We start from the raw sequence: 14,677 nt of genomic DNA on the forward strand, positions 1-14,677 counted from the left end.
GATGGCGAAGACAATCCTGTGCGTCGATGATTCTTCCAGCATGCGCCTGATGGTCAAGATGGCCTTGACCGGAGCGGGCTACGATGTGATCGAGGCCTGTGACGGCAAGGACGCCCTGGGAAAAGCCCAAGCGGGCGGCGTCAGCATGGTTCTGACCGATCTCAATATGCCAAACATGGACGGTCTCAGTCTGATCCGCGCGTTGCGGGCGCTCCCGACATACAAGGGAGTGCCGATTATCTTCCTGACCACCGAATCCGACGAATCCAAAAAGGCCGAGGCCAGGTCCGCCGGAGCCACCGCCTGGATCGTCAAACCGTTCCAGGAAAGCCAGTTGCTGGGCGTGGTTAAGAAGGTCATCGGATGATGGCCGCCGGCGCCGATCCCACCCAAGCTTTCCGCGAGGAGGCCTCGGATCTGCTGGCCGAGTTGGAAACGGCGCTGCTCTGCCTGGAAGAATCACCCGACGACCGCGACCTGCTCGACACCGCCTTTCGCGCCCTGCACACGATCAAGGGCTCGGGGGCGATGTTTGGGTTCGAGGCGGCGGCCGGCTTCACGCATCACCTGGAAAATGCGTTCGACATGGTTCGGCGGGGAGTGATCGCCCCCAATTCAGCCCTGATCGGCGTCGCCCTGGCCGCCCGCGACCACATCCGCACCCTGATCGAAGCGCCCGAGCAGGCCGATCTGGTGCTGGGCGAGCGGCTGCTGCACCAAGTCGCCGCACTGACCGGCGGAACCGATACCGCCACAACGGCCTCCCGCCGCGACGAGCCACCCCCGCCTCCCGTTACGGCGACATGGCGCTTTCGCTTCCGGCTTGCTCGGGACGCGATGGTGATGGGCACCAACCCCTTGCGCCTGCTCGACGAAATCCGCGATCTGGGCGAATGCACCATCACCGGACTGACCGAGGCGGTGCCGCCGCTGGAAGAGATCGATCCCTATGGCTGCTACCTCGCCTGGGATGTCGTCCTGACCACCGACCAGCCCGAATCCGCGATCGAGGACGTTTTCATCTTCGTCCGCGACAGTATGGAGCTGACAATCGAGCGGGTCGTCGATCTCGACCCGCGCCTGGGCGACATTCTGACTCGACGCGGCGACGTCGATGCCGAGACGATCGAGGACATCGCCGCCCGTCAACCCAAGCTGGGCGAGTTGCTGGTGCAGGACGGCGCACTGAGCGAAGAGCGGCTGCATTCGGCCTTGGCGGAACAGAAACATCTCCGCGCCGAGGGGGCGGCCAAGGCGGCCAACCCCGCCGCCGCCGCGTCGATCCGGGTCGCGGCGGAACGGCTTGACGACCTGATGGATCAGGTCGGCGAATTGGTGATCGCCCAGGCCCGGCTGAAACAGTTGATCGCCAGCAGCGACGATCTTCAGATCAAGGCGATCGCCGAGGAAATCGAACGGCTGGCCAACGGATTGCGCGAGACGACGATGGGGATCCGAATGCTGCCGATCGGGTCGCTGTTCGGGCGGTTCCGGCGGTTGGTGCGCGATCTGTCCCGCGACCTTAATAAGGACGTGATGCTCACCACTGACGGTGAGGAAACCGAACTGGACAAGACGGTAATCGAGCGCCTGAACGATCCCCTGGTCCATATCGTCCGCAACAGCCTCGATCACGGGCTGGAGACGGCCGAAGACAGAGTGCGCGCGGGCAAGTCGCCCCAGGGACGGCTTCATCTCTCGGCCCGCCATGCCGGAACCCAGGTGCGGATTTCGATCCGCGACGACGGCAAGGGTCTCGACCGCGCCCGCATCCGCGCCAAGGCGGAGGAGCAAGACCTGATCGCACCGGGCACCAAACTATCCGACGCCGACCTGTTCCAATTGATCTTCCACCCCGGTTTCTCGACGGCAAAAGCGGTGACCAGCCTGTCCGGGCGCGGCGTCGGAATGGATGTGGTCAAGCGCACCATCGATTCCCTGCGCGGCACCATCGAGATATCCAGCCCGCCCGGCCAGGGAACCGAGATCGCCCTCAGCCTGCCGCTGACGCTGGCGATTATCGACGGCCTGCTGGTCCGGGTCGGCAAGGGCCGCTTTGTCATGCCGCTCTCGGCGGTCGAGGAATGCGTCGAACTGCCCGCCGAGGACGACCGCCACACCGGCCGCAACTTCCTTAACATCCGTGATGAACTGGTGCCGTTCATCCGCCTGCGCGAGTTGTTCGGCACCCAGACCCCGCCCGATCCTTATCAGAAGGTAGTGATCATTTCGTCGGGCGAGCGGCGCATCGGGCTGGTGGTCGATCAGGTTCTGGGCGATCACCAGACCGTCATCAAATCGCTGTCGAAGCTGCACGCCGATGTCGCGAGCTTTTCAGGGGCCACCATCCTGGGCGACGGCACCGTCGCCTTGATCCTCGACACCGCGCACCTCGTCGCCAGCGGCCAGGGCCTGGACCAGCAGAGGAGCGCGTCATGACGGCGGCGGCACCCGGCACCAACAGCACCGATTTCGAAGCGCTGACCCTGGCGCTGGGCGGCGAGATCTTCGCGATCGATGCCAGCATCGTCCACGAGATCCTCGATCTGATCTCAGTCACCGAAGTGCCGGGCGCACGCGATTTCGTCGGCGGCCTGATCAATGTCCGGGGCAAGGTGGTGCCGCTGGCCGATCTGCGGCTGAAATTCGGCATGGAGCGCACGCCCCCCACCCTCGACACGCGGGTGGTCGTCGTCGAAATCAACATCGATGGCGAGACCACCGTGGTCGGGCTGCTCGCCGACAAGGTCTTCGAGGTCACCGAAATCGGTCGGGCCTCAATCGAAAACACTCCTGATATCGGCATGAAATGGCGCGCTGAGTTCATCAAGGGCATCGGCAAACGCGGCACCGATTTCATCGTCATTCCCGACATTGTCCGCCTGTTCACCACGGATTGACCGCGTCATCCGCGATGGGATCATCCAAGAGGGGTTTGGGTCATGCGAATCTCCGTCAAAGTCAAACTGGCCGCAGCATTCGGCGTGGTCATCCTGCTGTTGGTGGTCGCCGCAACTTCGGCTCTCAACGGGCTGTCCCAGTTAAACGAGACGATGGACGACCTCGTAAATGGGCCGGTGAAGCGCCTGTTGCTGGTCGAGCAGATGTCCCAAACAGGCGTTGAACTGATTCGGGCTGAAAAGAATCTACTCCTGGCTCAGAGCGAGGAAGATACGGTCGAATATTCGAACAAGATCGATGTATTAAGAGAAAATTTTCGCCGCTTAAGCGAATCATACTTAGCCTCGGCTTCTGAAGAAGGAAAACGACGTTTCATTTCGGTTCGGGAATCGATCGACAGATATTATTCGGTTCAGAACAAGATAAAGGACTTGTCCTGGACCCGCTCGAATGACAAAGCGGTCGAATATGCGAATAACGAGGCCAAGACAGCGATGGCGATGCTGATTGACTCGCTGGCTCCGCTTTATGAGCGCGCCGAGGGAACGGCCCAAGCCAGCCCCGAAGCGATTCGGATCGCTCATCAGGCGCGGCGTGTCGTCTCCGCTCTTCGTAACGCCCAGGCTGCTCTCTATCTGTCGCTGATCAATTCGAATGAACGGGAAAAAGAAGACCTCCTCTCGCGGACTCGGGAACAGAATGCCGAGGCGAAGCGGATTTTGGACGTCATGCGTCGCAGCGTCAGCGACGAGGACCGTCGTGTTCTCGATAGCGCGGTGGAACGGTTCAGCCGTTGGGACAGTATCTCGACCAAGGTCGCAGACCTCAGCGCGATCAATTCCGATGCAAAGGCCCTGGCCCTGTCCAATGGAGAGGCTCGCAAGGCAGCAATCGCCGTGGATGAGAACCTGAACGGGGTGACGAATCTGAATACCGATCAGGTGAATCTGGCGCAGAAGCAGGCTGAAACCACCTATGGATCGCTTCGAACCCAATTGCTGATTCTGGTCCTGGCCTCGGTCCTGATCGCTTTCGCGGCGGCAATTTACATCGCCGTCTCGATCTCGCGCGGCCTGACCAAAGCCGTTGGATTGGCCAATGCCGTTGCCGTCGGCGATCTTGGACAGACCATTGAGGTCAACACCAATGACGAGGTTAAGGATCTGGTCGTTGCGCTCAATCGTATGACGGCCAATCTGAGGGTCACGGCAGAGGTCGCCGACGAAATTGCCCAGGGTAATCTGGCCGTCACGATCCAGCGCCAGTCGGACAAAGACACCCTGGGGATCGCATTGAACGGCATGATCGTCAATCTGCGATCCACCGCCCAGGTCGCCGGAGAAATCGCCAAAGGTAATCTCTCGGTAGAAGCCAAGCGCCTGTCCGATAAGGATATTTTGGGCATCGCGCTGGAAACCATGCTGGAAAAGCTGCGCGCCGTCGTCTCCGATGCGATGACCGCCGCCGACAATGTTGCCGCCGGTAGCCAGGAACTGTCCTCGGCCTCGGAACAATTGTCGCAAGGCTCGACCGAGCAGGCTTCCGCCGCCGAGGAAGCCTCGGCCTCGATGGAAGAGATGGCCGCCAACATCAAACAGAACTCGGAAAACGCCACTCAGACCGAGAAGATCGCTCGCCAGTCGGCCAAGGATGCCCAGGTTTCCGGCGAAGCCGTGACCAAGACGGTTTTGGCAATGCAGACGATCGCCGAGAAGATTTCGATCGTCCAGGAAATTGCCCGCCAGACCGATCTGCTGGCGCTGAACGCGGCGGTTGAGGCGGCGCGAGCAGGCGAACACGGCAAGGGCTTTGCCGTCGTCGCCTCGGAAGTGCGCAAGCTGGCCGAGCGCAGCCAGGGGGCCGCTGCCGAAATCAGTTCGCTGTCGTCCGACTCGGTCAAGGTCGCCCGCGAGGCCGGGGACATGCTGTCGAAACTGGTCCCCGACATCAAGAAAACCGCTGAACTGGTTGAGGAAATCAGCGCCGCCTGCCGCGAGCAGGATATCGGTGCCGAGCAGATCAATCAGGCGATCCAGCAGCTTGACAAGGTGACTCAGCAAAACTCGGCGGCGTCCGAGGAAATGGCCGCCACCTCCGAGGAACTGGCCTCACAGGCCGAGCAGTTGCAGGACACCATTTCCTACTTCAGCATCGACGGGCAGGATTCGAATCGCGGGCGACAGACCCAAACCGCCCGTCAGCACGGCCAAATTCGCTCATCGGCCAAAGGGCGCACCTCCTCGACCCAGCCCAGGCCAAAATTCGCCGCACCCAATGGCGGCAAAGCGCGGGGAATAAAGCTAAATCTGGAAAGCGGCAATCCCACCGACGATCTGGATTCAGGATACGTCCAGTTCTGACGACGGCAGAGCCGGAGACACGCCCTAATATTCGGGGATGCGATATGACACAGACCGCCGTCACCCGTGCAGCGATGCAATATGTCACCATCGGCATCGAGCGTGAGATCTTCGCGGTCGAGGTCGATCAGGTGCGCGAGATCCTCGATCTGCGTCCGCTGTCGCGGGTTCCCAACGCGCCCTCTTTCCTGGCCGGAATGATCGATGTGCGTGGCCAGGGCGTCCCGGTCATCGATCTGCGCACCAAGCTTGGATTGCCCCCGGTGGACCCGACCGAACACACCCGGATTGTGGTTCTTGAAGTGTCGCTGGGGGATCGTCAGGTGACGCTTGGGATGATTTCCGACCGGGTGATCGAGGTCACCTCCCTCGCGGAACACAAACTGGAGCCGCCACCAGACGTCGGTGTGCGCTGGCGCTCCGATTATATCCGCGCCATCGGCCGTTCAGGGGGAGCTTTCGTGATTATTCTTGATCTATCGCGATTGTTCAGCAGCGAAGAGGTCGCGCTGGTTCGCGCTGAAGATCTTGATTTTTCCGACACACCCGACGACAGCCACGATTCTATTTCACGGCAAGGGTTTTGAAGCGCCAGCCCCAGGCGTTGACTTGGGCGAGACAGACCGCCGGGTTATGATGGCACATTGCGCAGTCGGGGAGGCTTTGCGGGTGCCAAGGATGGCCTTATGTCTTTAGCGCGTCTTCCTGTGGAATGGTGGAGACGCAATCGGTGGCGTATCGTCATGGGTGGTCTGGGGCTGTTAATCGGCATTCCCCTGACCCTGACGATGCTGTTCCGGGTTGTCCCGCCGCCAGTAACTCCCCTGATGCTGCTGCGTGTTGTTCAAGGGTATGGCATCGACAAGAACTGGCGGCCCCTCGACCAGATTTCGCCATACCTGCGACAGGCAGTGATCGCCTCGGAAGACGCGAAATTCTGTACCCATTGGGGCTTTGACTGGGACGCGATCGACAATGCCATCGACATGTACGAGGACGGCGGCAAGGTTCTGGGGGCCAGCACCATCTCGATGCAGACGGCAAAGAACGTCTTTCTGTGGCCCGGCCGCACGTTTGTCCGCAAAGGGATGGAAGCCTATCTGACGCTGTACCTGGAGGGGCTGTGGCCGAAGCGGCGCATCCTTGAGGTGTATCTCAACGTCGCCGAATTCGGGCCGGGCCTGTATGGAGCCGAAGCGGCGGCGATGCGATATTTCGGCAAACCCGCTGCCACCCTGTCCCCGCGTGAGGCGGCGTTGCTCGCCGCCGTCCTGCCCGCCCCGCTCAAGCGCTCGCCATCGCGGCCCTCTGCCGCCGTCAGCCGTCGCGCCGGTCTGATCGCCGCCCGCGCCGCCCAGGTCCGGTTAGGCCGCGACGGCGCATGTTAGCTGCTTCCGTGCAAACGCCGCAGCAGATCCTCGGCGAAGGTGGATAAGGTGTCGTCGCGCGCGCCCATCACGACGATGCGGTCACCGGGACGAGCCAGGGCAAGCAAAGCCTCACCGCATTCGGTCCGCTCGGGAAAGAACCGGGCCAGGCATCCCCGCGCAACGAGATCGGCGACGAGATCGCCGCTGGTAACGGCGCGCTCCGCCGTGCCGCCGAAATAGACCGGATCAGGCATCACCAGCACGTCGTCGGGGCGCAGATGGTCGGCGAAGCAAGAGACAAAGCCCTCCCGCATCAACTTCAGCGGCCCAAAGCCATGAGGCTGGAACAGGATCAGCAACCGTCCGGGAAAATCGTGCAGACTCGTCAGGGTGGCGGCGATCTTATCGGGATTGTGAGCGAAATCGTCGATGACCGTGATCCCGGCGGCACTGCCCACCACCTCCAGACGACGGCGAATCCCGGCAAAGCCCGACAGAGCCGCAACGGCCCGGTCGAGAGTAACACCACAAGCCCGCGCCGCCGCCAGCGCCGCCAGGGCGTTGGCGACATTATGCCGTCCGGGGACAAGCAGGCGAACCGGGACAGGCGAACCGCCCTGTTCGCGGATCGTAAATGCAATGCCGTCCGGGGCGGGCTGGATATCGGCAGCCAACAGATCGGCGGCGGGATCGCTGAGGGAATAGGTCAGACGCCGCGCGGGGGGAAGATCGGCGGCAAGGGCGGCGGTCTCGTCATTATCGAGATTAAGCACCGCGATCCGGGCTTTGTCGATAAAGCCCCGGAACAGACGGCGCAATTCGTCCATCGACTTGTGGTCAAGCGCGACATTGTTCAGAACCGCCACATCCGGCGTATAGCGGGCGATCGAGCCATCGCTTTCATCCACCTCGGCGACAAACAAATCGCTGTTGCCGACCAGAGAACTGGCAAAAGGCGTCTCGGGAGTGACGAAGTTACGCATCACCGCACCGTTGACGATCGTGGGGTTCAACCCCGCCTGCCGCAACAGCCAGCCGACCATGCCGGTGGTGGTCGATTTACCACTGGTTCCGGCGATACCGATCGATCGGGGGGCGGCGTTGAACAGATGGGCGAGAAGCTCGGCACGAGTCGTCAGGGTCGCACCGACGCGGCGGGCAGCCTGGACATCGGGCACGGTGTCTTCCACTGCGGCCGAGGTGACCAGAATGGTGTCGGCCCCGGTCACGCCGCTGCCGTCCTGAGGAAACAGGGCGATGCCGCGCGCGCGGAGGAAGTCGAACTTTGCGGCGCTTCGCCCCTGGTCGAGCGAACGATCCGATCCAGCGACGGCGGCGCCCTGCTGCTGGACGATCAAGGCCAGGGGAAGCATGCCGCTACCGCCAATGCCGCAGAAAAAATAGCGTCTATCTGGTTCCATCGTCGGAAGCTACAATCCGGCTACCGCTATTTGCAAGCCGTAACAAGGACATCGTCGTTGAGCGCAACCGGACGGATCAGAATCGGGATCGCCGCGCCAAGCAACCGGATTTCCCCGTCCCTGCCGGAAAATCTGGCGGCGGCGGCGGCTCGTCTCTGCCCGGATCGATTGCCTGAAATCTGGTTCCATCCGCAATGTTTCGCTTCTTGCGGTCACTTCGCAGGGACCGACGCGGATCGGGCCAAAGCGTTCCTCGACATCGCCAATGACGATCGGTTCGACGCTCTGTGGTTCGGGCGCGGCGGCTATGGCGCGTTCCGGCTGATCGAAACCGTGCTGCCGCGATTGCGGGCGGAGGCGGGGCGTAAGCTCTATCTGGGCTATAGCGATGCCGGGGCAATGCTGGGAGCTTTGTATGGGGCCGGAATCGGACGAATCGCCCACGGCCCGATGCCTGCGGATCTCAACCGCCGGGGCGGCGAAGCGGCGATCGGTCGCGCCCTCGCCTTCCTGACCGAGCAGGACAAAGCCGCACTGGACCCGTCGATGAGTCCGGGCATCCCACACGCGGCGTTCAACATCACCATTCTCTCGCACCTGATCGGCACACCGTACCTTCCCGACCTGACCGGCCATATTCTGATGTTGGAAGACGTGTCGGAACCGATGTACCGAATCGACCGGGCGTTGGGCCAGATCGTCAGCACGTCGTCAATCCGGCGGGTGGCGGGAATCAGACTCGGCCGCTGCGGCGACATCCCTGACAACGACCCGGATTTCGGCCAAAGCGAGGAGGACGTCGTGCGCTATTGGTGCGATCGCTCCGGCATCCCCTATTTAGGTCGCGCCGATATCGGTCACGACATCGAGAATAAGGTCGTGCCGTTCGGCTCATGGATTTCCGACCGAAGCTGAAATCCCTCCAATTCGCACGCGTCACGATCCGCCAGACCGGCTAGCAAAAGCAGGGAGACGCACCCCATACTGGTGAGGTCCGCCGACGGACATTCTTTCGAGGAAGAATTCGTCATCCTCCACCACGTGCGTTCATCGCATGCCCGTCATGAGCCTTTTTGGAAAAGACACGAGACGAATCTCGTGGCATTTAGACCCGAAAAGGGAAGAAATTTATTCGTCCGCTTCGGCGAGTGCGGATACCTTCCGAATTGGGCCTTGATCGCAATCACCCGAGACGGTTCGATACCATGCTGACACGCAGAGCCGTACTTTCCGGACTGATAGGCCTCGCGGCACTGCCGGCGACGGCAAAGACAAACGCTCTGCCCGCGACGGCAAAGACAAACGCCCTGGCCGATGCCGTCATCGACATCAGCTACATGACGGTCGTCAAAGATTTCACTTTGGCCCGGACGAAAAGCCACATCCGTGGCGTCATCCACAAAGCAAGCGAGGGCGGCGACTGGCGCGATCCCGCCTACGCCAAACGTCGCAAGCAGGCCGAAGCAGCGGGCTTGTTATGGGGAGCCTATCATTTCGGCACCCATCAGTTTTCAGGAAAAGACCAGGCGTTGATGTTTCTGGCCACCGCTCGTCCGGGGCCGACAACGCTCATGGCATTGGATCTTGAACTGAACGAGTTGAACCCCTCGAACAGCATGCATCTCCGCCAAGCCGAGGACTTCGTTCGCACCATCTTCGCGGCGACCGGACGTTACCCCCTGCTTTACACCAGTGCCGCCTGGGCAAGTTGCCGACCGATGGGCCGTTCCGAACGCAGCCTGGGCGGACCGATTACAACGCGATCGATTCTATCCAACTGTCCATTGTGGCTGAGTGATTACCGCATACAGCCCGAGGTTCCCAGCGCATGGAAAGGCAAAGGATGGCATCTCTGGCAATATGCTGGCGACACCAGCGACGGCGGACCACACAGCGCCAAGACGCGCGCGGTATCGGGCATTGAACGGTGCGATCGGAACCTGTTCCGTGGCAATACGGCTGAACTCGATCAATTCTGGCTGGCCCACGCCAACAGGGCGTCGAAACGAGGCTGAAGTGGAACCTCAGCCTCAGGACTGTGACGAGGCGGCTCCCTCCTTCGACTCAAACCGGCGGGCGTAGCGTCGCGCCAAAGCCGAGCAGGCCATCAGTTGGATCTGGTGGAACAGCATGATCGGCAGCACGATCATGCCGACCTGCGCCGCCGGGAACAGGACGTTGGCAATCGGCACCCCGCTTGCCAAACTCTTCTTCGAGCCACAGAACACGATCGTGATTTCATCAGCTTTGTTGAAACCGAGCCAACGGCTGAACAGCGTGGTCAGAACCAGCACCACGGCAAGCAGGACAAGATCGATCACGATCATCCCGATCAGCCCGTCCAGCGGCATCTGCTGCCACAGGCCGTGTACCACCGCTTCGCTGAAGGCGATATAGACCACCGACAGAATCGAACCTCGATCGACAAGACCGACCAGCAGCTTGTGCCGCGTCACCCAGCCGCCGATCCAGGGCCGCAAAAGCTGCCCGGCGATGAACGGGACCAGCAGTTGCAGCATGATCGCCTCGACCGAATCGAGCGAAATTCCGCCGCCATCCTGCGAGGTTATCAGCAACGCGACCAGGAACGGGGTAAGAAGTACCCCGATCAGGTTCGAGGCAGAAGCGCTGCAAATCGCTGCCGGGACATTGCCGCCCGCGATTGAGGTGAACGCAATCGAAGACTGCACTGTCGATGGCAGACAGGCGAGATACAGCACCCCGATGGCCAGCGGCTCCGGCAACAGCCAAGTGGGCGCGACCGCCTTGATTGCCAACCCTAAAACCGGAAACATCACGAACGTGCAGGCGAGAACCAGGAGGTGCAGCCTCCAGTGAGTCGCCCCGGCAAACACAGCCTCACGCGAGAGGCGGGCACCATGGAGAAAAAACAGCAGCGCGATCGCGAAATTCGAGAAATCGTGGAAATACGCGGCGAAAGTACCACGCCCAGGCAGAACCGACGCAAGAACGACGGTCCCGCACAGGATAAGGGTAAAGGAATCGAGGCGGAAGCGAGACAACACGATCGGGGGACTCCAAAATAACCCCGGAAATAAGACTCTATCGCCGCCCGGACACAACACAGACCCGTGTTGTCGGGCGGGAAAGCCCGAGCTTATACGCCCCCTCCACGAGGAGACCAGAGGGAACGCCGCATCAATTCTGCGACAATTGTTCGGTTACCCGCGCAGTCCAGGCCATTGCCATCGCCGAACCCAGGAAGATGCAATGGATCAGCACCTGTAAGGCGACATGTTGCCATTCCATTTGCGAGACGTTGATGAAGGATTTGAGCAGATGGATCGACGAAATCCCGATCAGCGCCATCGACAGCTTGATCTTCATCGTCGATGCGTTGACGTGTCCCAGCCATTCCGGGCGATCCGGGTGATTGTCCATGCCAAGGCGGGAAACAAACGTCTCATAACCACCAATGATCACCATGATCAGCAGGTTAGAGATCATCACAACGTCGATCAGACCGAGGACGATCAGCATCAACTCGGCTTCCTGAACCGTGTCGATCGTATAGACCAGATGCCACAGTTCTTTGAGAAACATATAGACGTAAAGGGCTTGGGCGACGATCAGACCGAAATAGAGTGGAGCCTGGAGCCAGCGACTGGAAAAAATCGTGATAGAAAGCAATTTTTCTGCTGGATTCAGTATCTTAATCTGCTGTTGATGAACAGGACTGTTAGGGGCGTGGCTCATGTGTCATCGATCAGTAAGAGGAGGGACTCCTCTAGTGTGACGGGGAATTGTGGCAATGTCATGTTCTTCGGCATAGCTCTGCGCCCGGACCGGCAGTTCCATTCCTGGCGCTTGACGCCCCCTCGATGGCGAGGTTGGATGGCGAACCAACATCCTCGCGACCGATCGACTTTTGCCCCCCACTCAACGGTTGCCATGTCCCATCATACCCCCCTGCCCCGAACCCAACGCCTTACGCTGACCGCCCCAGCCAGTCCGGCAATTCTGGAACGGGTCGCGGCGATCCGGGGAATAGGAACCGTCCAGCCGCTTGGCGACGGGCGGCAAGTCGCGCTGTCCTACGATCTTCAGATTGCAACGCTGGCAGAACTGGAACCACAGATGATCGCGGCCGGACTTGCTTTGTCCGACCGCGCCCTTCACCGCTGGAGCCGGGCCTGGGCCGCGTTCCAGGACGATAACATCCGTTCGCACTCGCGGCTGCGGCATCAATGCTGCTGCACGCCGCCCGATGATCGGACTTAAACCGTCCCCTCATCGGCAATCGGAGACTCATCCGGCATCTTGCGCAGATGTACGACCCGCTGGGGGAACGGGATCGAAATGCCCGCCGCCGCCAGATCGGCGGAGATCATGAAACGAATCTCCGAGGCGACCTTCGAACTATCGGCACCGCTGGCATAATCGATCCAGTAGCGCAGGATGAAATTGTTCGAATCCGGCCCAAAATTATCCAACAAAACACACGGAGACGGGTCTTCCAGCAAAGAGGGATGCTTGCGGGCTACCGACATCAGAACCTCGGCCACCTTTTCCGGCGGAGTCGAATAATCGGTTCCAACCGAAACCGAACGGCGAACCTTGGCGTTGCTATAGGTCCAGTTGGTGACGTTGCTTTCGATGAAGGTCGAGTTCGGCACCAGGATCTCGATCCCGTCCGAGGTCCGTACTGTCGAAGAACGGATGTTGATATGGGTCACCGTGCCGCTGACCGCGCCGACCTCGACGATATCGCCGACCCGGAGCGGCCGTTCGACCAGCAGAATAATCCCACTGATCAGGTTTTTCAGAATCACCTGAGTGCCGAAACCGACACTGATCGCCAACGCGCCGCCCAGGAATGCGAACACCGTCAGCGGGATGTTGGCAACGTACAGCGCGATGATGAACAGCATCGTAACGATGACGATGTGCAGCCACCGCACGATCGTGCTGGCATAGTTCTTGGGCAGACGGAACTGGCTTGATGCGATTGCGCCCAGCATGTTGAGAAGACGGCGACTGAGCACCGCCCCCAACACCACCAGCAGGATCACGCCCAGGCTTTTGCCGACGGTAACGCTGCGAACGGCGGTAATGCGGCGCCCATCGACTTCCATGCGGTCCTCGGCCGAGAACAGCTCGAAATCCCACACGGCGCGAGCGGCATAGATAATCGATGACCAGCCCTCGCGCGCGACCGAGGTCAGCGGCTTTTCCCCGTTACGGATCAGAAGGTCCTGACCCCAAGCACGGAAGGTATGCAACAGACTATCCACCAGCTTGAGCGCATCGCGCAAGATGACAGAGCGCTGGCGATAGGCATCACGCAGGGCGGCGTTGTCCTGGGCATCGGTCTTCGACTGAGCCACGACCCGCGGCGGGTTATCCTCTCCGCCAAACGGAGTGGTACGGGTGATTTCGTCGCGGAGGTAATGCTGCCAGTTTTCAAGCTTCTGTACCGTCAGGGTCAGGTTCGCCTCGGCTTCGCGTAGTTTGTCGCGGTCGTCCTTGCCGTTGAACAGATACCAGCGAAATTGCCATCCGGCCCGTTCCCAGCCACGCGCCTCGATCATCCGGCGCAGCGTGTCGTCGATCAGATCGTCGGTATCGATTTGCAAGCGGCGCAGCGACACCTCGCGTTCCAGCTTCTTCAGGCGCAAATCCATCGCGCTTCCCTTAACGGGTGTCGCGGGATTGGCTGTCTTGAATGCGCTCAACGCACGCTGGGCCTGATCGAACTGGCGGTGCGACTGTGTGCTGACGGCTTGCTGTCGGATCAACCGGATCTGCAACGGAGAGATCTGGCGGTCGAGATCGGCCAGCACCGCATTCAACTCTGCCTCGGTGAAATGCTCGTTGCGACGCATCTCGGCCAGTTGCAGTTCCTGCACCTGGGCCAGGGAACGCAGTTCGGCGATCTCGGCATGGTCGATGCTTTTAGCCGCCTTGGCCTCGCCCATGCTGGCGGCAGCGGAGCGGGAACGCAGCCGAGCCAAATCACGCAGCCAGATTTCGCGGGTCTTGTTCTGCTCCCCCTGGGCCGTTTCGATCCGCTCGCTCTGCTGGCGGACGAGAACTTCGCTGGCCTTCAGCCGCTTTTCCTCACTCGCGATCTGCTGGTCGCGGAATCCCTCGCGCTGAGTCGCCGCCTTCAACCGAGCGCGGGTATCTTCAAGCAAATCGCGCTGGTGATCCACCGCCAGGATCGACACCGGGGGCGGCGTCGGATTGGGGGTCCAGGCGCGGGTCTTTTCTTCCTGGTCCGCAACCCGACGCAGCGCCTCGGGCCGACGCGTAATGATGTCCAGATGGCGTTCCAGCACCGCCATCAGTTCGCCCAACAAATAATCGCGCTCGACCACCTCGGCAGGCAGCGCCGCCGCCGGAATAGCGGCCTTCGCGGTGCGGGCATATTCGGTTCCGGCCTCTTCCAACTCAGCCTCAAGCGACTCTGCCTCGGCTTGAGAATCGGCAACCGGATCCGGGGCCGCTGCCGCCGGAAGAGCGCTGTTTGCGCCGGTTAGCGAGGGCAGTCCCTGCGCCATCCCCTCGCCTCCGGTCAGCAACAGCAGGGTGACCAGAACGATCCGGCTCAGGTTATTCATCTTTTAGATATCCAAGTTCGCGACATTAAGTGTCTATTGGT

General features: G+C 61.0%; 13 protein-coding genes. 9 read left to right on the forward strand and 4 right to left on the reverse strand.

What is annotated here, in order from left to right:
* Nucleotide 1: 1 nt before the first annotated feature.
* The 6 genes from PHAMO_RS05665 (at nt 2) to mtgA (ending at nt 6,649) form a co-directional block, all read left to right on the forward strand.
* On the forward strand, nt 2-367 hold the full coding sequence (locus tag PHAMO_RS05665) for a response regulator (RefSeq protein ID WP_002727314.1): 366 nt from the start codon (nt 2-4) through the stop codon (nt 365-367).
* Nucleotides 364-2,439: a chemotaxis protein CheA gene (locus tag PHAMO_RS05670; RefSeq protein WP_002727316.1), complete on the forward strand. Its 2,076-nt coding sequence runs from the start codon at nt 364-366 to the stop codon at nt 2,437-2,439. The genes PHAMO_RS05665 and PHAMO_RS05670 overlap by 4 nt, the downstream gene beginning before the upstream one ends.
* Nucleotides 2,436-2,900, forward strand: a complete 465-nt coding sequence (locus PHAMO_RS05675; protein ID WP_002725803.1) for a chemotaxis protein CheW — start codon at nt 2,436-2,438, stop codon at nt 2,898-2,900. Before PHAMO_RS05670 ends, PHAMO_RS05675 begins: the two co-directional genes overlap by 4 nt.
* Nucleotides 2,901-2,942: 42 nt before the next feature.
* On the forward strand, nt 2,943-5,261 hold the full coding sequence (locus PHAMO_RS18355; protein WP_002727318.1) for a HAMP domain-containing methyl-accepting chemotaxis protein: 2,319 nt from the start codon (nt 2,943-2,945) through the stop codon (nt 5,259-5,261).
* 44 nt (nt 5,262-5,305) lie between these two features.
* The gene (locus PHAMO_RS05685; RefSeq protein ID WP_002727320.1) at nt 5,306-5,848 is read left to right on the forward strand and encodes a chemotaxis protein CheW; all 543 of its coding nucleotides are present in this window, start codon (nt 5,306-5,308) and stop codon (nt 5,846-5,848) included.
* Nucleotides 5,849-5,947: 99 nt separating this feature from the next.
* Nucleotides 5,948-6,649: a monofunctional biosynthetic peptidoglycan transglycosylase gene (gene mtgA / locus PHAMO_RS05690; RefSeq protein ID WP_051002372.1), complete on the forward strand. Its 702-nt coding sequence runs from the start codon at nt 5,948-5,950 to the stop codon at nt 6,647-6,649.
* On the opposite strand, the gene PHAMO_RS05695 is transcribed toward mtgA, so the two are convergent.
* Complete coding sequence (locus PHAMO_RS05695; protein WP_040566213.1) at nt 6,646-8,052, reverse strand: UDP-N-acetylmuramate--L-alanine ligase; 1,407 nt, start codon at nt 8,050-8,052, stop codon at nt 6,646-6,648. The two genes, mtgA and PHAMO_RS05695, sit on opposite strands and share 4 nt — an antisense overlap.
* A gap of 57 nt (nt 8,053-8,109) precedes the next feature.
* Between PHAMO_RS05695 and PHAMO_RS05700 the strand changes: the two genes are divergently transcribed.
* Nucleotides 8,110-8,967 (forward strand): LD-carboxypeptidase, encoded by an 858-nt coding sequence (locus tag PHAMO_RS05700; protein WP_002727326.1) that lies wholly within the window; start codon nt 8,110-8,112, stop codon nt 8,965-8,967.
* 290 nt (nt 8,968-9,257) lie between these two features.
* A complete protein-coding gene (locus tag PHAMO_RS05705) occupies nt 9,258-10,067 on the forward strand; it encodes a glycoside hydrolase family 25 protein (RefSeq protein ID WP_002727328.1) in 810 nt (269 codons plus the stop codon).
* Between the two features lie 15 nt (nt 10,068-10,082).
* Here PHAMO_RS05705 and PHAMO_RS05710 read toward each other — a convergent pair whose 3' ends face one another.
* Entirely contained in the window at nt 10,083-11,078 is a 996-nt protein-coding gene (locus PHAMO_RS05710; protein WP_002727330.1) for a bile acid:sodium symporter family protein, read from the reverse strand.
* Nucleotides 11,079-11,211: 133 nt separating this feature from the next.
* Nucleotides 11,212-11,703: a TIGR00645 family protein gene (locus PHAMO_RS05715; RefSeq protein ID WP_235720800.1), complete on the reverse strand. Its 492-nt coding sequence runs from the start codon at nt 11,701-11,703 to the stop codon at nt 11,212-11,214.
* Nucleotides 11,704-11,964: 261 nt separating this feature from the next.
* On the opposite strand from PHAMO_RS05715, the gene PHAMO_RS05720 reads away from it, so the two are divergent.
* Nucleotides 11,965-12,294 carry a hypothetical protein gene (locus PHAMO_RS05720; RefSeq protein ID WP_002727332.1) on the forward strand — a complete coding sequence of 110 codons (330 nt, stop codon included), beginning with the start codon at nt 11,965-11,967 and terminating at the stop codon, nt 12,292-12,294.
* Here PHAMO_RS05720 and PHAMO_RS05725 read toward each other — a convergent pair.
* Nucleotides 12,291-14,636: a mechanosensitive ion channel domain-containing protein gene (locus PHAMO_RS05725; protein ID WP_002727333.1), complete on the reverse strand. Its 2,346-nt coding sequence runs from the start codon at nt 14,634-14,636 to the stop codon at nt 12,291-12,293. The genes PHAMO_RS05720 and PHAMO_RS05725 overlap by 4 nt on opposite strands.
* Nucleotides 14,637-14,677 lie beyond the last annotated feature (41 nt).

Origin of the sequence: Magnetospirillum molischianum DSM 120 (assembly GCF_000294655.1) — a bacterium.
Taxonomy (GTDB): Bacteria; Pseudomonadota; Alphaproteobacteria; order Rhodospirillales; family Magnetospirillaceae; genus Phaeospirillum; species Phaeospirillum molischianum.

Excerpts from the sequence above, each read along its gene's own strand:
- PHAMO_RS05705 (WP_002727328.1), top strand. The coding sequence starts at position 9,258 with ATGCTGACACGCAGAGCCGTACTTTCCGGACTGATAGGCCTCGCGGCA.
- PHAMO_RS05675 (WP_002725803.1), top strand. The coding sequence starts at position 2,436 with ATGACGGCGGCGGCACCCGGCACCAACAGCACCGATTTCGAAGCGCTG.
- PHAMO_RS05665 (WP_002727314.1), top strand. The coding sequence starts at position 2 with ATGGCGAAGACAATCCTGTGCGTCGATGATTCTTCCAGCATGCGCCTG.
- mtgA (WP_051002372.1), top strand. The coding sequence starts at position 5,948 with ATGTCTTTAGCGCGTCTTCCTGTGGAATGGTGGAGACGCAATCGGTGG.
- PHAMO_RS18355 (WP_002727318.1), top strand. The coding sequence starts at position 2,943 with ATGCGAATCTCCGTCAAAGTCAAACTGGCCGCAGCATTCGGCGTGGTC.
- PHAMO_RS05685 (WP_002727320.1), top strand. The coding sequence starts at position 5,306 with ATGACACAGACCGCCGTCACCCGTGCAGCGATGCAATATGTCACCATC.
- PHAMO_RS05695 (WP_040566213.1), bottom strand. The coding sequence starts at position 8,052 with ATGGAACCAGATAGACGCTATTTTTTCTGCGGCATTGGCGGTAGCGGC.
- PHAMO_RS05720 (WP_002727332.1), top strand. The coding sequence starts at position 11,965 with ATGTCCCATCATACCCCCCTGCCCCGAACCCAACGCCTTACGCTGACC.
- PHAMO_RS05670 (WP_002727316.1), top strand. The coding sequence starts at position 364 with ATGATGGCCGCCGGCGCCGATCCCACCCAAGCTTTCCGCGAGGAGGCC.
- PHAMO_RS05725 (WP_002727333.1), bottom strand. The coding sequence starts at position 14,636 with ATGAATAACCTGAGCCGGATCGTTCTGGTCACCCTGCTGTTGCTGACC.